15 protein-coding genes and 1 riboswitch are annotated in these 19,948 nt (G+C 43.6%); of the genes, 1 reads left to right on the forward strand and 14 read right to left on the reverse strand.

The features are described from left to right. Positions 1-4 precede the first annotated feature (4 nt). From ACTNEW_RS08765 to ACTNEW_RS08820, 12 genes are all read right to left on the reverse strand, one after another. Positions 5-973, reverse strand: a complete 969-nt coding sequence (locus tag ACTNEW_RS08765) for a Gfo/Idh/MocA family protein (protein ID WP_441060038.1) — start codon at positions 971-973, stop codon at positions 5-7. 161 nt (positions 974-1,134) lie between these two features. Next, the gene (locus tag ACTNEW_RS08770) at positions 1,135-2,826 is read right to left on the reverse strand and encodes an extracellular solute-binding protein (RefSeq protein ID WP_441060040.1); all 1,692 of its coding nucleotides are present in this window, start codon (positions 2,824-2,826) and stop codon (positions 1,135-1,137) included. After that, positions 2,801-4,558, reverse strand: a complete 1,758-nt coding sequence (locus ACTNEW_RS08775) for a sensor histidine kinase (RefSeq protein WP_441060042.1) — start codon at positions 4,556-4,558, stop codon at positions 2,801-2,803. The genes ACTNEW_RS08770 and ACTNEW_RS08775 overlap by 26 nt, the downstream gene beginning before the upstream one ends. Continuing rightward, positions 4,491-6,029 carry a response regulator transcription factor gene (locus tag ACTNEW_RS08780; RefSeq protein ID WP_441060044.1) on the reverse strand — a complete coding sequence of 513 codons (1,539 nt, stop codon included), beginning with the start codon at positions 6,027-6,029 and terminating at the stop codon, positions 4,491-4,493. Before ACTNEW_RS08780 ends, ACTNEW_RS08775 begins: the two co-directional genes overlap by 68 nt. Before the next feature lie 170 nt (positions 6,030-6,199). After that, complete coding sequence (locus ACTNEW_RS08785) at positions 6,200-7,042, reverse strand: carbohydrate ABC transporter permease (RefSeq protein ID WP_441060046.1); 843 nt, start codon at positions 7,040-7,042, stop codon at positions 6,200-6,202. Then, a complete protein-coding gene (locus tag ACTNEW_RS08790; RefSeq protein WP_441060048.1) occupies positions 7,042-7,896 on the reverse strand; it encodes a carbohydrate ABC transporter permease in 855 nt (284 codons plus the stop codon). The genes ACTNEW_RS08785 and ACTNEW_RS08790 overlap by 1 nt, the downstream gene beginning before the upstream one ends. 101 nt (positions 7,897-7,997) lie before the next feature. After that, the gene (locus ACTNEW_RS08795) at positions 7,998-9,275 is read right to left on the reverse strand and encodes an ABC transporter substrate-binding protein (RefSeq protein ID WP_441060050.1); all 1,278 of its coding nucleotides are present in this window, start codon (positions 9,273-9,275) and stop codon (positions 7,998-8,000) included. Positions 9,276-9,541: 266 nt separating this feature from the next. Then, positions 9,542-9,826: a hypothetical protein gene (locus ACTNEW_RS08800; protein ID WP_441060052.1), complete on the reverse strand. Its 285-nt coding sequence runs from the start codon at positions 9,824-9,826 to the stop codon at positions 9,542-9,544. 21 nt (positions 9,827-9,847) lie between these two features. After that, the gene (gene thiC, locus ACTNEW_RS08805; RefSeq protein WP_441060054.1) at positions 9,848-11,158 is read right to left on the reverse strand and encodes a phosphomethylpyrimidine synthase ThiC; all 1,311 of its coding nucleotides are present in this window, start codon (positions 11,156-11,158) and stop codon (positions 9,848-9,850) included. A gap of 274 nt (positions 11,159-11,432) precedes the next feature. Further along, positions 11,433-11,540, reverse strand: a riboswitch (TPP riboswitch). Between the two features lie 210 nt (positions 11,541-11,750). Continuing rightward, positions 11,751-12,005 (reverse strand): helix-turn-helix domain-containing protein, encoded by a 255-nt coding sequence (locus ACTNEW_RS08810; RefSeq protein WP_441060056.1) that lies wholly within the window; start codon positions 12,003-12,005, stop codon positions 11,751-11,753. Between the two features lie 130 nt (positions 12,006-12,135). Further along, complete coding sequence (locus ACTNEW_RS08815) at positions 12,136-12,918, reverse strand: SagB/ThcOx family dehydrogenase (protein ID WP_441060058.1); 783 nt, start codon at positions 12,916-12,918, stop codon at positions 12,136-12,138. 152 nt (positions 12,919-13,070) lie between these two features. Next, entirely contained in the window at positions 13,071-15,110 is a 2,040-nt protein-coding gene (locus ACTNEW_RS08820) for a beta-galactosidase (protein ID WP_441060060.1), read from the reverse strand. A 226-nt stretch (positions 15,111-15,336) separates the two neighbouring features. On the opposite strand from ACTNEW_RS08820, the gene ACTNEW_RS08825 reads away from it, so the two are divergent. Beyond that, positions 15,337-16,155 carry an AraC family transcriptional regulator gene (locus tag ACTNEW_RS08825; RefSeq protein WP_441060062.1) on the forward strand — a complete coding sequence of 273 codons (819 nt, stop codon included), beginning with the start codon at positions 15,337-15,339 and terminating at the stop codon, positions 16,153-16,155. Between the two features lie 10 nt (positions 16,156-16,165). Here ACTNEW_RS08825 and ACTNEW_RS08830 read toward each other — a convergent pair whose 3' ends face one another. Together ACTNEW_RS08830 and ACTNEW_RS08835 are read right to left on the reverse strand one after the other, a co-directional pair. Then, the gene (locus ACTNEW_RS08830) at positions 16,166-17,863 is read right to left on the reverse strand and encodes a carbon starvation CstA family protein (RefSeq protein WP_441060064.1); all 1,698 of its coding nucleotides are present in this window, start codon (positions 17,861-17,863) and stop codon (positions 16,166-16,168) included. A 456-nt stretch (positions 17,864-18,319) separates the two neighbouring features. Then, entirely contained in the window at positions 18,320-19,918 is a 1,599-nt protein-coding gene (locus tag ACTNEW_RS08835; RefSeq protein WP_441060066.1) for a glycoside hydrolase family 43 protein, read from the reverse strand. Positions 19,919-19,948 lie beyond the last annotated feature (30 nt).

Here is a 19,948-nt window from a genome sequence, read left to right on the forward strand (position 1 = left end):
TCTCCTATTCGCAGGGATATTTCATACCCCACTGGCCACGGATCTTATCCATCAGTTTCATTACTTTCAAAGTTTCAGAATGAGGCATTTCATCACATTCCACCCTGCCGGATTCGATTGCTTTCTGACATGCGGTCACTTCATATTCATAGCCGTTGATCTGCTCCGGGACCTGATAACGGGCTGTCATTTTTCTGTCCAGGTCAAAGACACGGATCTCTTCACAGTTATTAATATTCTGAATTTCAATATATCCTTTACTTCCGTTGATCACACCCTCCCGGTCTGTCTGGGCAAGCATATTGCTGTGAAGAACAGCCATTTTTCCATCTTCAAAAGTAAGTGTGATACTGTTCATCCAGTCTATGCCTTTTGGAGACATCACAGCAGCAGAAGTGACATCTCTGATCTCACTGTGAAATACCATCATGGCAAAATTGATCGGATAAACCCCAAGATCCAGCAGGGCTCCGCCTGCCAGTTCCGGATTCTGCATACGCTCCACATGATCCAGTACATAGCCCAGATTTGCCGTAAGAGAGGTCACTTCTCCTATCACTCCGCTCTCCACCAGTTCATCGATCATTCTCCGGCTCGGCATATAGCGGGTCCAGATTGCTTCTGTCAGAAGCAGCCCCTTTTCTTCCGAAAGACGAATCAGTTCTTCCGCCTGAGCTGCATTTACGGTAAACGCCTTTTCTACAAGAACATGTTTGCCATGTTCCAGACACATTTTTGCATACTGATAGTGATGAGAATGCGGAGATGCCACATAGACCAGCTCAACTTCCGGGTCTTCCAGCATCTCTTCATAGGATCCATATGCCTTCTCAAATCCCCATTCGTCTGCAAAAGCTTTGGCTTTTTCATATGTTCTGGATGCAACCGCATAACGTTCCACACTATCTAACCCGGACACAGCCTCTGCCATTTTCCGTGCAATACCGCCCGGTGCCAAAATCGAAAATTTCATCGTTTTATTCTCCTTATTCCATTTTTCTTATTTATAAATACGGATGTCTGCATATGCAGATTATTCGCTTACTGTAATGTAAATCATAGCAGAATGGCGCCGGAATTTCAACTGCTTACCCAAAAACAGTCTGTATACCCCTATTCCGTCTTAAAACTGTTTTACTGCGATTCATAGACAATCTGTATCCGTTTTTCCAGTTCTTCCCCGCCCTGGCTGTACCATTCCTCTACAAATGTGTCAAAATAACTCATGGGCTGTTTTCCAAGTATCATCTGAAGAAACGTATTTTTTTCCAGTGTTTTCAGGCCCTGTGGAATCTCATTATCAGTTTCTGCCAGATATTCCCGCTTTGGCGTCTGATAGTTGCTGTCTACCAGAAGTCCGACTGCTGACAGCCTTGATTTATAAGCAGCCCAGTCCTGCTTGCTGATTTCTTTCCCTGCGATATAGTTCCTGCACGCTTTATAATACGACTGTTCAATTGCGCTCAGACTGCTGGCGGTAATCTCTCCTGCAAGCGTCTTTCGGATATTTCTTGTTACAGTATAAGAAGCTTCATTGTAGTCCACATTAATTACCAGCGGTCTTGCCGTCGGATCCACATTCAGTGCAAAATATCCATTTACCTCATCCGCATCCTTTGCCTCATACCTGGTATAATCAAACAAAACGCTGATAATCTTCATCACGATTTCCGGATGCTCATATCCTTTGCGAACAACCACATATTTGTTATCACGGAAGGATGCATAAGTATGTACCGTTTTGCTGCTTTTGAAATAATAGGGTTCCCATTCCGCATCCGGATCATTTTCAATCTGATCCATCAGAGGGTTGTTCGGAGCCCACCACAGTCCAAAAAAGGCGCCGCACCTTCCATCCACAACCAGATCCCGAATATTATTCTGTGTGCGCAGTGCAAAATTCTGATCCAGAATTCCATCTTCATAAAGCTTTCGAAGCTGCGCAAGACCCTGTCTGGTTTCCTCTGTCAGTGATCCGTAAATAATTCTCCCGTCTTTTTCTATCCATTTCTGCGGCTCTGCACCAAACAATTCAAAAATCGGTTCCACCGAATAATTGCTGCTGGTCGTTCCGATCAGCGACGTGTCGCATACCAGTCCTATGGGTTCTTCTCCTTCTCCTGCACCCATACGATTCCGGACAAATGCTTCTATAATCTCAAATGCATCTTCCAGAGTTTCCGGAGCTTCCAGACCAAGTGCATCCATCCAGTCTTTACGAAGCCATAAAAGTCTCGGTCCATGGTCGATGACTGTTTCCGGTATCGCCATAAGCTGTCCGTCAAACGTACATGCCTCAAGGAGCTGCCCGCCATAACTGTCATACATTTCCTTGATCCGGTCTGTCGCACAATTTTCATAAACATCTGTCAGATCTTCTACCAGGTCATTTTCCACCAGCTCTTTCAGCATCTGACGTTCGGACAGCACCAGAATATCCGGAATGGTCTGATCCTTTACCATCACATTGATAAACTGATTGTACTTATCTTCTGTCTCCATATAAATATTCTTATTCTGAATATTCAGCATGTTTTTCAGGTATCTGGTATAGGCATTATTCTCATAGGTATCCCCGTCCGGCAGATTGGAACGATTTGTCCCGCTCATCTGTCCCAGAGTATAGGTCACAAGCTCCGGATATTTCCCGTAAGGCGTGGTTTTCGCCTCTTCCCAGCTCCCGGAATTCGCTCCACTGTCTGCTTCCTGTAACGCCTCCGGATCGCCGGAAGTACGAAACAGTCCGCAGCCGGCCATCATGAATACAATAGCCACACACAGCCACAAAAATACCCTTTTTTTAATAACTCTTTTCTTTCTGCACATCACAATGTCCTTCCCTTGGTGTCCTGATTTCTACGCGGGTTCCTTTTCCCGGCTCACTGAAGATCCGGATGGCATATTCTTCTCCATAAAGCAGACAGATACGGTCATTTACATTCTTTAATCCATATCCTTTTGCCTGATAAGTCACAAGAGATTCCGCCTTTTCCTGCTCCATACCTTCTCCATTATCTTCCACAATAATGAGAACATCTTCTTTCTCTTCGAGGAAAGAAAGACAAAGCACTTTTTCTCCCTCTTCTTTCAGATCCAGCCCGTGTTCCAGTGCATTTTCCACCACCGGCTGAAGAATGAGTTTAGGCACTTTTTCTATCTTGATTCCTTCATCTATTTTCCATTCCACCTGAAAATCATTGTCATGCATCACAAGCTGAATTTCCAGATAAGCTTCAATATTTTTGATACAGTTTTCCACAGTGACCATATCTTCACCGCGGCTCAAAGCAGTCCGGTAAAACGTGGAAAGCGCCAGCGTTACCCTGCTGATTTCCTTCTGATTGCTGCGGATTGCCATCCAGTTAATGATAGAAAGCGAATTGTATAAAAAGTGAGGATTGATCTGTGCCTGCAGTGCTTTCAGCTCAAATTCCTTAAGCGCAATCTTATTTTTATATACTTCCTTGATCAGGCGGTTGATTTCTTCCATCATGCTGCGGAAACTGCCAATCAGTACTCCGATCTCATCCTCTGAATCACTGGTTACCGTAACCTCCCGGCTGCCATTTTTTACCCGGTTCATATTTTCCGTAAGCAGTTCAATTCCTCTGGTAAGCATCTTCGACAGAACCGGCCCAAGAACAAGGATAATGACAAGACAAAGAACGATCAGGGGAATTTCCCCCATCAATACCTCAGATACCGATTTCGTAATATCCACATGCGGACGGTAAAGATAATAAACCCAGCTATTCTCCTGACTTTTACTGTCTACACATGCACATTTCTCACAGATTTCCTCCAGGAGCATTTCGCCGTTTTCATAAAATTCTGCACTGACTTCTGATTCTTCTGAACAAAACAGGATGCGTCCGCTGCCGTCCAGAACCAGTCCGTCCGATCCGTTTCCCGTAATATTCCGGAACGGCTGAAACACCTTATCATAATTCAGAATCACACACAGCATTGCGCAGAATTCCTGATCCAGATAAATTCTTCTCACTGCAGCGATCTCTTTTTTTTCCCGATTTACCATCCACTGCACAGTCACCCGTTCTGTCAGTTCCCCATACCACCATGCCCCGGCTGCGTCACTCATGGGAATCAGTGTATAATCATGCTGCACCGGTAAATTATCCGCATACAGCTGAATCTGCAGAATTGCCTCATGATAGGACTTCGGCACCGACAAAAGAGGATCCGCCACCTGTGTATACAGCTCATAACACTCATAAGGATCCATATTTTTATTCCGGATGATTTCCTCAATATCCGGAGAATATGTCAGATAATTGATCAGGCTGGTATATACCTGCACTTCGCTGTCAATCGTATTTCTTGTCTGCACCAGTATCGAATTCATACCATCCACTTCGTTTTCCCGGACAAGCGTACTCATCCGCAGATAACTGTACATGGCAAGTACCGTCATAGGAACTAAGCTGACAACCACCAATATGATCGTCAGCTTATAACGGTATTTCATATTTTTAATTTTCAGCCAGATGTTCTTCATCCTCACCTGTTCCTTTCCGGTATGATTCCGGACTTGTTCCATAGTATTCCCGGAAACTCCTGCAGAAATAAGACACATTGGCAAAGCCGACTTTTTCACTGATCTGTGCTACTTTCATGCCGGTTTTGCTCAAAAGCTCTTTGGCTTTTTCCATTCGAAATACACGGATAAAACGATTCAGATTCATTCCTGTTTCTTTCTTGAAAATAAAGCTGAGATAACCGGAAGAAAGATACACTTTTTCTGCCAGCATTTCCAGATTCAGATCCTCGTCATAATGCTGATAAATGTAATTTTTCACTGCAGACACTTCATCTCTGGAGTCTCTCAGTGACCGTTTTACAAACTCCTCATATTCCCGGATATTCTCCTCTGTTACAGTCAGTATTTCCAAAATATCCTGGCAGTTATAAAGTCGCTCCACCTCTTTTTCCAGACGTTTTTCTCCGGCAAACTGATTCTCCTGATACAATTCCTGAATCACATTGGAAAAAACAAATTTAATATACATGGCAGAATACTGGGTATTCTCCTGATATTTTCCTTTCAGACACTGGAAGTGTTTCCACAGTTGATCAATATCCTTACGAGTAATATCTTCGGAAATCATCTGCATCAGATGTGCATCCTGCACTTCCTTTCCTGCTGTCTTCCAGTCATCCTCTTCACAGGAAAAAACATGCTTCTCCGGATGATAAAATTTCTCTTCCATCTGCCGTTCCAACTGGTTGAGCACATCAGGAAGACATTCACATCCCTCAAATTTTCTGCTCACTGCCAGATGAAAACTCATCGTATAAGTTCTCTTTAATTGCTGATAAATATGATTTGCTATCAACTGATAATCACAGTACAGATCCTGAAAAAGGAGCAGAGACTGACGTGCATTCAGGTTGAGATAAAAAAAAACTCTCCGAAGCTCCTTCTGAATTTTCTCCGGGAACGTTTCTTCCGCTGAATCAAAAAATGATTGACCGGTTTCGATCAGAATCGCACAATGCCATCTGTTCCATTTCTCAATATCAATCATCTTTTCCGCACGTTTTAAGAGTTCTTTCTGCCCGGTATAGAGATAATTCTGCAGAAAATACTGCTGCAGGAAATTTTGTCCCTGAAGGTCCTGAGACTCCTTTTCTTTCATCTTCATAATCTCATTTTTTGCCTTACAGATTACCTTATGGAATGTATCCGGATCCACCGGCTTCAATACATAATCCTTTACTCCGTAACGAATCGCTTCCTGTGCAAAACTGAAGTCATTATATCCGCTGAAGATCACCACCTGAAGGTGATCGTTCGTTTCCCGGACTCTTCTGACAAGTTCCAGGCCATCCATATGAGGCATTTTGATATCTGTCAAAAGAAGATCTACATCCTGCGTATTCAGAATCTGAAGAGCCTGTTTGCCATTGGCAGCTTCACTGATCTCACTGATTCCGTCCTCCTGAGAGAGAAGATATTTCAGGCCTTCCCGCTCGATTTTTTCATCATCCACCACTAAAATCTTTATCATTCTATCTCCTGTTTCCCATCATTCATTCTCACAAAATATCCTCAGATAACTGTCTTCAGTTTACCATTTTTTTCACTCTTTGTGAAGATAATCTTCATATTATTTGGAAAATAAAGCAAGATACGGCTGCCGTTCACAAAGAACAGACAGCCGTATAATATGTATGCAGATCAGCCTTTTACCGCACCTGCAACAACACCTTCAATAATATATTTCTGACATACCAGATAGATGATAATAATCGGAATAATATCGATCATAATACTTGCCATCATCGGTCCCATCTGTACATGGCCAAAGCTTCCGCGGAAATACTGGATTGCCATCGGAATGGTACGATATTTCTTGATATCCAGTACCAGAGTCGGCAGAAGATAATCGTTCCATACCCACATCAGTTCCAGAATCGCTGTGGAAATAATAGTTGGTTTCAGAATCGGAATCAAAATCTGGAAATATACCTGAACCGGATTGCAGCCATCGATCAGCGCTGCTTCTTCGATTTCCAGCGGAATACCTTTTACAAAACCGGTAAACATGAAAACTGCAAGACCTGCACCAAATCCAAGGTAAATAATGCAGATATTGTATGGATTATTGAGTTTCAAGGTATCTGCTGTTTTTGCAAGTGTAAACATAACCATCTGGAAAGGAACTACCATACTAAACACACAGAGGTAATAAAAAGCCTTTGAAAGCGCGCCATTTACACGGACGATATACCATGCACACATAGAACAGCAAAGAAGGATCAGCACTACAGATGTTACGGAAATTATAAGGCTGTACCAGAATGATTTCAGGAAATCCATCTGGGTAACGCTGGCTACAAAGTTTGCAAATCCGTTCCATGTTTCACTGTCTGGCAGTGAAAATACGCCTGATGTCGTAATCGCAGCTTCTTTTTTCAGTGCATTGATCAGAATCAGAAAAATCGGATACATCCAGAAAATGGAAATAATGGATAATATAATGGTTGGAATAATGCTTTTTTTCTTATTATTTGCTTCCATTACTGCTGCACCTCCTTAGATGATGTTGCTTTGAGCTGAATCAGGGCAATTGCCACAACAAGAATGAAGAATACGACTGCTTTTGCCTGTCCGATACCCTTCCACTGTGCGCCGCTTCGTGCATAGAACGTATCATAAATATTCAGCGCAAGCAGCTGAGACTGTTTGCCCGGATCACCGCCGGTCAGAGAAAGGTTCTGGTCGAACATCTTGAATCCGTTAGTAAGCGTCAGGAATGTACAGATTGTAACAGACGGCATAATCATCGGAATTTTGATTTTAAACAAGATCTGACCGGAAGTTGCTCCATCGATCTGAGCGGCTTCGATCAGATCAGGAGATACATTATTCAGACCTGCCACATAAATAATCATCATATAACCGATCTGCTGCCACATAAGCAGAATCAGCATACCGATAAATCCGTTTCTCGCGGAAAGAGCCAGAAGCGGCTGTCCCCATTTGGAAAGCAGACCATTGATCAATGTCTGCCAGATATAACCCAGTACAATACCGCCGATCAGATTCGGCATAAAGAATACAGTACGAAATACGTTAGTCCCTTTGAATCCTTTGGTCAGAGCCAGTGCAATGGCAAATGCCAGAACATTGATCGTAAGACTGCTAAGGAACGCAAAGGCAACTGTCAGCCAGAAAGAGTGACTGAATGTGGAATCAAGCAGGATTTTCTGATAATTGGATAATCCGACAAATGTTACATCCTGCACCGTTGTAAACTTACAGAATGAAAGGTAAATTCCCCATATAAACGGCCAGAGGAAGCCGATAATAAATGCAGCCAGTGTCGGAAGGATAAATATTGGCCACCATTTTTTTATTGTTTTTCCTACCATAATAGTTTTCCTCTTCTTTCCTTTTCCAATAAAAGGGGAAGGCAGGATTTTCTGCCTCCCCTTTGTGATTCACCTTTGAAACTGAGGTATGACGAAATTAATTATTCAGACAGAGCTTTTTCTGTTGCCCAGTTGTCAACAAATGCACTTACAACAGCATCCCAGTCACCGGTTCCTGCTGCATATCCGGTAAGAGCAGTGCCAAGAGCGTTTTTCCACTCTTCAGACGGCATAGTTGTGAAATTCCATGATACAGGAGTAAGTCCTGCTGCTGTATACTCAGCATCCTGTGTTACAAAAATGTTGCTGGAAGCCTGTGCGGTTTTGAAAGGAATTGTGAATCCCATGTCTTCTGCCATAGCTTTTGTTCCTGCTTCGGAAGTTACACACCAGTTTATGAAATCAAGTGTAGCCTGGATATCTTCTTCAGCTGCATTTTTGTTTACGCACCAGAAGTTTTCTGTACCGGTTGCAAGGCCTTCGTTTTCATCATCAACACCGAAGTAGATCGGAATCATAGCCAGTTCGTCATCTGCAAATGTCTTGGAAAGTTCACCGTATTCCCAGGAACCATTCTGATAGAAGACTGCTTCACTGTTTACGAACTCATTTCTGGAGTCGTCAGCTGTTTTTGCAGAAAGTTCTGCAGGATCACAGGTGGAATCTGTGATGTACAGATCAAACACATTCTTATAGTTATCAAGATAGGTGCCTTTGATTGCATCTGTATCTTCCACTCCGTCTGCTTTGTATTCATAGTAGATCGGAAGGTTTGCAAGATGGGTCTTAAATCTCCAGTCAGAGGATCCGTCCATACCTGCGGATGTAAATGCACCTTTGATTCCCAGTTCATCTTTTCTTGCCTGAATGTCATCTGCAACAGTTTTCAACTGGTCAAAGCTCTTGATGTCATCCAGAGAATATCCTGCTTTTTCAAGAAGAGTCTTATTTACAATCAGACCATAGGACTCGATTACATATGCGATTCCGTCAACTGCATCTCCGTCTTTTACAGTAAAAGAATCAGATGTAAGCTGAGAATAAATATCGGAATCTTTCAGATCATAGCAGTAATCTTTCCAGTTTTTCAAGCCCACCGGACCATTTACCTGGAAAAGAGTCGGAGCATCGCTCTTAGCCATTTCAGACTGAAGTGTTGTCTCATATTGACCGGAAGCTGCAGTAACTACGGTTACCTCTACGCCTGTTTCCTCAGTGTAAGCCTTTGACAGATTCTGCCATGCTTCATCCTGTTCCGGTTTGAAGTTCAGATAGTAAACTTTTCCTGCCGCATCATCAGCCATTACCGGAATTGCCGGAACCATGGAAGCTGCCATTACTGCTGCTAATCCCATTGCTGTAAGTTTTCTCATTTTCATGTTCTACCTCTCCTTTACATTTGATAATAACTTGTTATCGTTCCTGATTCTTTTATTTTAGTTTTCAGCAGACTTTTTCTCCATAGTAAAAAATCAAGAAACGTGTAAAAAATTCAAGAACATGAAATGTACTTTTTTATTTTATACAGAAAAATATCGGACATATTCTTATTTGATTTTCGCGAAAAAAGGTCATATTTTCCACAATAACAGGAAAATCATGACCTTTTAAGCAGTTACCCTTATATGTATGACAGAAGAAATCGTCAGTCTTCCAAGCCGGCAAAGAACAATTCGTAAAAATCATCTTCACCTTCCAGCATAGGGGAATTCTCTCCGCCGCCGTTAGTGCTCCTCTTCATTGCCGCATAAAATTCCTCCCCGGCATTGATCAGATCCATATCATAGACCGGATACCCAAGTTCCCGACATTTTCTGCAAAATGCTGCAACCGGATGTGCATCCTCCCTGGTAGCAAGAAATTCATTTCTCAGATTTTTATCAGACAGAGCTTTTTGTTTGATCTCATCCAGCATTTCCGCAATTTCCATAGCAGATTCCTTCCTTATATATCATTCATCAAAAATCGTGACGATTTCTCCATCCAGAATACGGTTGGTATTCTTTACAGCACAGAAATTACCGCACATACTGCAGGTATCTTCTTTTTCCGGTTTTGCCTCCGCACGGTAGCGTCTTGCTTTCTCCGGATCCATACTGAGACGGAACATTTCTTCCCAGTCAAGACGTTTTCTGGCTTCACTCATCTGATAGTCCCAGTCTGCTGCACCCGGAATTCCCTTGGCAATATCTGCAGCATGAGCTGCAATCTTGGCTGCAATGATTCCTTCTTTTACATCAGCTGCGTTTGGCAGACGAAGATGTTCCGCAGGAGTCACATAGCACAGAAATGCTGCACCGGAAGCTGCCGCAATGGCTCCGCCGATGGCTGATGTAATATGATCATAGCCCGGTGCCACATCTGTTACAAGAGGCCCAAGTACATAGAACGGCGCACCATGACAGAGTGTCTTCTGGATTTCCATATTGGCTGCGATCTGGTTCATCGGCATATGTCCCGGTCCTTCGATCATCACCTGAACATCTTTTTCCCATGCGCGTTTTGTCAGTTCTCCAAGAGTAATCAGCTCCTCAATCTGGGCAGTATCTGTGGCATCTGCAAGACATCCCGGACGGCAGGCATCTCCAAGGCTCATTGTGATATCATACTCTCTGCAGATATCCAGAATCTCATCATAATGTTCATAGAACGGATTCTCTTTTCCGGTCATTTCCATCCATGCAAACATAATGGACCCGCCTCTGGAAACAATATTCATCAGTCTCTTGTTTTTCTTAAAGCGCTCTGCAGTAGCGCGGTTCATACCGCAGTGGATAGTCATAAAATCCACGCCGTCTTCCGCATGCATGCGCACAATGTCGATCCACTCTTCTGAAGTAATTTTGCCCAGTGCTTTGTGGTAATACACAACTGCATCATAAATAGGAACGGTTCCGATCATCGCCGGACATTCTTCTGTCAGCTTGCGGCGAAAACTTCTGGTATCACCGTAGGAGCTCAGATCCATAATCGCTTCTGCGCCCATTTCCACTGCGGAACGAACTTTTTCATATTCCATATCGACGTCTTTCCAGTCACGGGAAACACCCAGATTTACATTGATCTTTGTCGTCAGTTTTGCGCCTACGCCGCTGGGGCTCAGGCTTTTGTGATTCTTATTGCACGGAATGATGACTTCTCCTTTTGCAATCAGTTTTCTTAATTCTTCCGCATCCCAGTGTTCTTTCTCTGCTACAATTTTCATCTGTGGAGTAATGATTCCCTGTTTTGCGGCGCCCATCTGTGTTGTGTAATCTGACATTGTTTTGTCCTCCTTTTTTCTGACAGAAGGTGGTGCCCCCAATCTGCCTTTTACATTTCTGTATTCTTCATTTTTATATAAAAATCCGGTACTCACCAATCATTGCCTGCAGTCATGCTCTGATCACTGCCGGTTATCCGGAATTTTTATCATGATATTTCCTCTTCGTTGCAGTGCACTCCCGCCCGGAGTTTTTTTATATTACACGAAAATGCGGAGCGCTTTCCTGTAATATAAAAAAAACTGCAGTATGCCAAATCACACACTGCAGTTAATGAAATCTTTATTAACTCCCTACGTTGGCATTATCCAAATCAGGTTACGGGTCAAAGCGATACAGCTTACTCTCAGCCTGCTTCCACAAGCTCCCCTTTTTTAATTATTTCTATTTTAGCACTCCCCCTGCGGCAAGTCAATATTCCTTTCTAATCGCCGCATACGGCTGTACGCATCAGCATGATTTTTTCATATACCGTAAATCCAATACCAATCCAGATAATGAAAAAAGCAATAAAACGATTGCGGTTCATCTCTTCATGGAAATAAAAAATGCAGAATAACATACATCATCGTATATTATCCTGCAGCTTTTCTATTTTTCCTTATCCTGTATTTCCAGAAGTTCTCCGACTTCCACTCCAAGAACCTCTGCAAAAATATACAGTTCATAATCTGCCACGAAACGCATTCCGCTTTCAATTCTGCTGATGCTGTCCCGTTCCATTACAACTCCCTTCACCTGCAGTCTCGCTGCAAGTTCACTCTGGGATAGTCTGTTTTTTCTGCGAAATTTCCGGATCTGTTCTCCACTCACATTCTTCTTTCCCTGATAATCGTAAATCTTCATATTTCCTCCGGATTCTACACATTGTGCTAATGTTCAACAATTTTCTTGACATTAGCACAATTTTCCAGAGAAAATGTGTTAATACTCTGCATCGGTCCAAAAAAGTCCGTGGGGATATGTCAAATACTATTTATTTTCTTCCAACCGGAGCAACATAGATTGCAAATTCATCATCCATTTCACCGGAAGGTCCTCCCGGGAAACCAAGCAAATCATCCAGAAGATCCTGATTATACGCTCCCACTGCACAGGTTCCGCATCCAATTGCTTCACAGGCAAGATACAGATTCTCACAAACATGTCCTGCATCCATCAGCATATATCTGTGTGCTTTCATCCCATAACGCCATTCTGTCCGATAGGGAATCACACTCCAGACAAAGGTTACCGGAGCAGTTCCGGCAAATTTCTGACCTGCCAGTGCTTCCGTCAGTTCTTCCATATAATCCGGTCTGTCCTCCCATAATTCCAGACTATGTCCGGATGGAAGATAGTGATAGATTCCGGCCGGAATCCCCTCTATCTGATGAATAAACAGATATGTTTCCATAGCATGCCTGGAGCCTGCTGACGGTACATTCCGTAATGTTACCTGCTTCATTTTTCCGGCAAAATGACGAATTCCCTGTGTCGCCCACAGAAGAAATGACAGTTCTTTCTGAGTCAGGTTCTCATCTTTATATGTACGGCAGCTTTCTCTCTCCTGTATCAGTTCAAACAGGTTTTTCTCCTGCACAATGTCCTCAAAATCCAACGGGAGTTCCAGCACACTGCTCCCCTTTCCCTCTTTCACAGGTGCCGGAAAAGGCAGTTTCTGCTCCTGGTCAGTAGGTTCCAGACCAGCGTCTGCAGGCGAATATCCTTTCATCATTTCTCTGTGTTTCAGGATTTCATATCTTGTTTTATCATTCATAAAAAATCTCCCTTCTGACGTGCCGGATGTTTTGATGCTTTTCACCATTGTGCAGTATGCATTTGGTCTGTCATCCGTTTTATGAATGCAGTATATCGGATTTGCATGCGAAATTCAACAAGGAGAGGCCACTGGGGACAAACAAAATTCCACTATTTCCCGTCCCCAACAGCACGGATAATCCGCACATCATACTTCTTCAGTATTTCACCAGTTTTGACTGTTTCCCCTGTCAGGGCATCTGTGTTTCCTGCCAGACAGGACGGAATCTCTATTTCCTCATCTCTGAAATTCATGACAAAGTAGAATTTACAATCATCTGCTTTTCTGCAGGTCACCTCAAGTTCCGTTTCTTCGCCAATCACAGGAGTTACTCCTGCATCTGCGGCAGCCATTCCAAGCACCCTGGCAACGCCCGCTTCTTCCATGTCTGTTCCGATGTAGTAAACCTGCCCATTGCCGAAATGATTTCTGGTCACTGCAGGTGTTCCTGCATAAAAATTACTTTCATATTTCGCCAGGCACTCTGCACCTTCCAGATGCATCAAATCACTCACGATTCTGGATTTCGCTTCACTTCCGTCATCAAACACTACTTTATTAAACTGTTCCGGAGCGAGGGCATCCACTTCTTCCACCCATACGCCGGCCAGATCTTTCAGCGGTCCGGGATAACCACCGAGATATACATTGTCCGATTCTCCAACAATTCCACTCATATAAGTTGTCACAAGCACCCCGCCGTTTTTCACATAATTCTCAAGTGCTTCCTTCATTCCTTCTTTGACCATATAAAGAACAGGTGCAACAATCATCTTATATTTACTGAAATCCGCATCAAACGGAATCATGCTGACACCGATGTTTTTGTTATAAAAATACTGATAATACTGATGAATCTGATCCACGTACATCAGATCTACATTCGGTCCGCTGGTGTATTCCAGAGCCCAGTAATTATCCCAGTCAAAAATAATTCCGACCTCTGTTTCATTGACAGATCCAAGTGTTGTATCACTAAGATGCTCCAGTTCCTCTCCCAGCTGCTTTACTTCACGGAAAACACGGGTATTTTCCGTTCCCGCATGCGCAATGACCGCACCATGGAATTTTTCGCATCCTCCCACACTGCGGCGAAGCTGGAAAAACTGAATCGTATCTGCACCATGTGCCATGGTCTGGTAACTCTGGGCACGCATCTGACCAGGTTTTTTCAGAGAATTGTACATCTGCCAGTTCTGCTGGCTCGGAGTCTGTTCCATCAGCATGAACGGTTCGTCCTTCAGTCCGCGCATCAGGTCATGGCTCATTGCGATAAAACTCCACGGAGTATCATAGCTCGGGTAATTATCCCAGGAAACGATGTCCATCTCTTTTGCCCATTTAAAATAGTCGAGACCTTTGTAGGTACCCATCAGATTGGTGGTGACCACGGTATCCGGAGCATAAGAATGGATGATATCACGCTCCATTTTATAGTTTTCCAGAATACTGTCGGAAATAAATCTTCGGTAGTCAATGGACAGTCCGGCAAATGCAGTATCTACTCTGGCAGCATACACAGACTTCTTCTCCATCCCGTCGCCCAGTACATTGGGAAGTACAATCTCATCCCAATCGTAAACAGTATGGCCCCAGAATTCCAGGTTCCATGCCTGATTCACAGCCTCAATGGTTTTGTATTTCTTTTTCAGCCATACACGGAAGGCTTTTTCACAATTTTCACAGTAACATTCGCCGCCATATTCGTTATTCACATGCCAGCAGGTCACATGCGGATTGGCTGCATAACGCTCAGCAAGCTTCTTCACCAGAGCGCCGGCATATTTCTGATATACAGGGGAATTGGGGCAGGCATTGTGGCGCTGACCGAATTTATGATGTCTTCCCTCGTAATCCGTTCTTGCCACTTCCGGATATTTTTTTACCATCCAGGCAGGAAGCGCAGCTGTGGATGTTGCAAGAACAATATCGTAATTTTCTCTGCTCAGCATATCCACGATTTCATCCAGTTCACTGAAATTATATTCTTCTTCCGATGGCTGAATCTTCGCCCAGGAAAATACATTGATGGTTGCTGAGTTGATTCTGGCATCTCTGAAAATTCTCATATCCTCATCCCAGACATCCTTCGTCCACTGGTTCGGATTGTAATCTCCACCGTATAAAATTCGTTTAAATTTTCCTTTCATGATAAGTTCCCCTTTCGTTTCTGGTACTGCATTCGTATACTTCTGTATTTTTTCGATATTTCATCGATATTCGAAATCATGATACTTTGAAATAAGCTGTTTTTAAATTTTGCAGCATGTTGTTCTCACAGATACCGTTTTTTATTCCCCATTATACAATGTCTGGACAATCGGATGTATAATATGTTAAACTAAATAATATAACATTTCGAAACAAGGTGAACTTATGCCCATTTATTTTCGCAGCACACCCGTCCATGAGCCTTTTGCGTTTGATTCTATCGGAAATCAGTGGAAACAGGAACAGGTATCCCGCCCCAAAGGATATCCGCTCTACCATTTTCTGCAGACAGAACAGGGCTGCGGCAGAATTGAGATCAAAAATCAGACCTATATCCTGCATGAAGGGGAAGGCATTCTCATTGCCCCGTTTATCAGCCACTCCTACTCCGGCGAAACGGAGGAATGGATCACATCCTTTGCCACCATTACAGGAACTGCAGAGAGCACCATACCACAGCTTCTGAAAAATAGAGCGGTAATCTCCACAGACAGTGACCAGGGGCGTCAGATCAGTCTGATCATCAATGATGCTGTCAGGAAATATACAGCTCCCGGACTGAATGACCGTTCTCTGTCTATTGACTGCTACAGTCTCCTCATGCAGTTCGTGGATGGCTTTTATTCCAGTGATCCGAAAAACGACCCTTTGTATGAACAATATATTCTCCCATCAATAAAAGAAATCGAAACGAATTATCATTCCCGGCTGACCGTGCAGGAACTCAGCCGGAAAGTTTATGTGACTCCCCAGTATCTGTCACGCCTTTTTGGACGTTTTCTGGGCTGTTCCGCCTATGAATATCTGACTTCTTTCCGCATCAGCAAGGCCAGAGAACTGCTGATCACGCACCCGCGGATGGAAATCCAGACCATTGCCCATCAGACAGGCTTTGAAGATGCCAGCCATTTCATTGCCATGTTCAAAAAAAAGACCGGCACAACCCCGAAAGAATTTCGGGTGCTGTACCGGCTTCGCGAATAAAAGTCAGTTTTTATGCGACAGCTTTTTTGCTATCCTTTTTTTCCAGCAGTTTTTTAACACCCTGTACAGCAACGATCACACCGAGGATCAGAAGCAGTACAGCAAAGATCAGCTGCAGGGTATTTCCAAGACTGAGACCGGTAGTCATGAATGCCCTGGACAGTTTCACAATAGTCATGGACAATGCTGTAAAAGTAACTGCCATCATGAATGCCATTGGAATCCACAGCATGCATCCCTGACGTTTGGTCTTTTTCAGGAATACTGCACAGGCAACCAGTGCCAGAACAGATAACAGCTGGTTTGCGGAACCGAACAGCGGCCAGATTTCCGCATATCCCACTTTTGCCAGCAGATATGCCAGTACCAGAGTAATTACTGTTGCAAAATATTTATTGGTTACAACTTTCAGGAATGGGCTCATATCGCTTTCGTCCACATCATCATCGAGGAAAAATTCCTGGAAAGACAAACGTCCGACACGTGCTACAGAGTCCAGAGAAGTCAGCGCAAATGCGGAAACTGCCAGGTTGATCAGAGTAAATACCAGATCATGAGGAAGTCCTGCAACTGACAGGAAATTTGCGATAGCTCCGGCAAAAATCTGTGGCTGCGTAGTCAGTCCCTGAGCAGCAGCTTCTCCCTTTCCGAAAGATGCGACAGCGATCAGAGCAATAATTGCCAGCATACTTTCCATCAGCATGGCACCGAAAGATACCGGCAGCATACTCTTTTCATTTTTTACCTGCTTGGAAGCAGTACCGGAAGATACCAGTGAATGGAAACCGGAAACTGCACCGCATGCGATGGTTACAAACAGAATCGGGAACAGGTACTGTCCATCTACATTAAATCCATTGAAAGCTTCCAGATTACAGGAAGGATTTGCAACAAATACACCAATTACAGCGCCAACGATCATAAAAATCAGCAGATAACTGTTCAGGTAGTCACGCGGCTGAAGCAGAGCCCATACAGGGACAACGCATGCAATCAGTATGTACGCAAAAATAATGATATGCCATGTTCCGCGCTCCAGATATACCGGAAATTTCAGACCCAGTGCAACTGCAGCCACCAGCATAACAATTGCAATCGCCGTATTAACCCATTTATTCAGTTTTGCATATTTCAAAATCATTCCCAGTGCCACTGCCTCAAGAATAAAAAGCATAGAAGTCGTTGCAACAGCACCGTTTGCGGTTATTTTGGATACTACGCCAGCTTCGTCTGCAGTAAATCCGTTAAAAGTACCGGCAACAACATCTGCAAATGCAGCGATTACCAGAATACAAAACAGCCAGCAGAACAGCAGGAACAGTTTCTTTCCCAGCTTACCAATATATTCTTCAATGATGTATCCAATGGTACGTCCTTTGTTTTTTACAGATGCATACATACTAGCAAAATCCTGCACTGCTCCAAAAAATACACCACCGATCAGGATCCATAACATAACCGGAAGCCAGCCAAAAATTGCTGCCTGGATCGGTCCGTTGATCGGGCCTGCGCCCGCGATAGATGCAAACTGATGACCAAATACCACATTGGTATCAGCAGGTACATAATCCACTCCGTCCTCCAGTTCATAGGCAGGAGTTTTTGCCTTGGGATCAATTCCCCATTTGTTCTGAAGATAACGTCCATACAGAAGATATGCTCCTCCAAGAACTACGATGGCGATTACCATCATCAAAATTCCACTCATGATGTCTCTTCCTTTCTTCAAGTAAAAATATATATAAAAAACGCCCTTACAGTCCCATCCCGGGATTGCAAAGGCGGAATTTTCCGTGGTACCACTCTGCTTGCTACAGGCAGCTGCAGCCTCTCATTACCGTCATAAAGAATACATATCCTGTACAATCTTATGTAACGGTTTCTCCTGTAACGTGGAGAATACGTCCTCATCTACTGGCATATCTGCGTTCAAAAGGAAGCTCCGGGGTGATGTCACCAAAAGGCTTTCTGCCGCTTCACACCATACAGCGGTTCTCTGAAATCAGGTATCTTCTCGTGATGTGTCCCTTTCAATGCTTTAACTATTTAAAGGATGTATATGTTTTACACCCATTTCCCCAAAAACGCAAGATATTTTTTGTAGATATTTCATCATTTATCGTTCTGTTTTTTATGCAATATGTCATTTTACAGGCCGTCGATGTTATCGGACATCCTTCCAAATGGTAAAGCTATCATAATCTGCATACCCGTCACTTTTTTCCCCATTAGAAGAAGCATACATTCCTGCCGTACATCCGGTAAACCCACCGGCTATTTCTGTACTCATATGACGAATATCCACATTTTCGGCAACACAGTTCCAGTCCTTCAGGCAGCTTCCTTTTTCCCTGTTCTGCGCCTTTTTCCAGTAAAAGGATGCCTGCAGTCCATTCACCTTTATACAAAGGAAAATCCTGTTGCCAGTATCCCCCTCAGAAATCATCTCTCCAGACACCCTGTCTGCTCCTTTCTGACAGGATATTACACAAAAATACTTTTTCCCATTTCTCTCAGAAATCTCAAAGCGAATATGATTCTCATTATCCTGCAAATATACAAGCCCTGCACAGTCTTTTTCTTTGCTGCAATGCAGTTCCATTTCTGTTTTCACACAAAAATCTCTGGATTGCTGACGTATTCCCACATATGAAGGAGCCTTTTTCTCTTTTAAAGTTGCCTGTTCCATGTTCAGGCGCAGATATCCCTCTCTTTCATCCAGAGTAATCGCCCCGTCTGAATGATTTCTGAGCATAACAAATTCCAATGGAAGCTTCTTTTCCCGGAAATGATATATCTTTTCTGAGCCATCAGGTTTCTTTGGCTCATTTTCCAACTCTCCCGGAATCTCTACCAGTTCCTCCAGCATTCCTACTCCAGGATTTACCACAGGCCAGTCATTCTCCCACTCTACCCTGGCAAGAAATGTTTCTCTGCCAAGAAGGGTATATCCGTTCTGCGGACGGCATCCAAGGACCACCATATACCAGTTTCCATGACCGTCATCTACCAGATCCCCATGACCTACACAGGTAACAGCCGCCTTTTTTCCCAGATGACGATGCGTCAGAATCGGATTAAAGGGACAATACTCATAAGGTCCCGTCACCTTTCTGCTGCGGGCTGCAACCACACAATGGTTTTCTTCCGTTCCGCCTTCTGCATGTAAAATATAATAATATCCGTCTTTTTTATACAGATGGGGTCCCTCAGGCCAAACGGCTTTTTTCTGGAATCCATAGAGCACCACATACTCTTCCCCCTCCAGTACAAACTTCTCCGTATTCATCCTCCGTATCCAGATCTCACAGTCCCCGAAATAGGCACTTCCACGGGAATTCTGCCTTTGTCCGATATACCAACAGGTACCATCCTCATCGAAAAATAAACTTGGGTCAATTCCCTTCGCTTCCTCTCCCAGATAGTGGGGCTCAGACCAGGGGCCTTCCGGATGTTCAGCCGCAACAACAAAATTCCCCCCGGCCCCTACATTTGTAGTGATCAGATAATACTTTCCACCAGAATAACGAATCGAAGGCGCATAGATTCCCTCCGAATGCCCGCAATTCTCCAGAGGAAGCTGTGACTTTCTATCCAACACATTTCCAATTTGTTTCCAATCCCCCAGATTTTTACTGAAAAAAACAGGAACCCCCGGAAAATATGCAAATGTAGAATTTACCATATAAAATGTATCCCCGACTCTGCAAATAGAAGGGTCCGGGTAAAACCCACGAAGGACAGGATTTTTATATTTAGCCATAATTACATCCTCCATCACAAAAATTCCATA

The sequence above is a fragment of the Blautia sp. HCP3S3_G3 genome (assembly GCF_052063365.1).
Classification (GTDB): Bacteria; Bacillota; Clostridia; order Lachnospirales; family Lachnospiraceae; genus Blautia_A.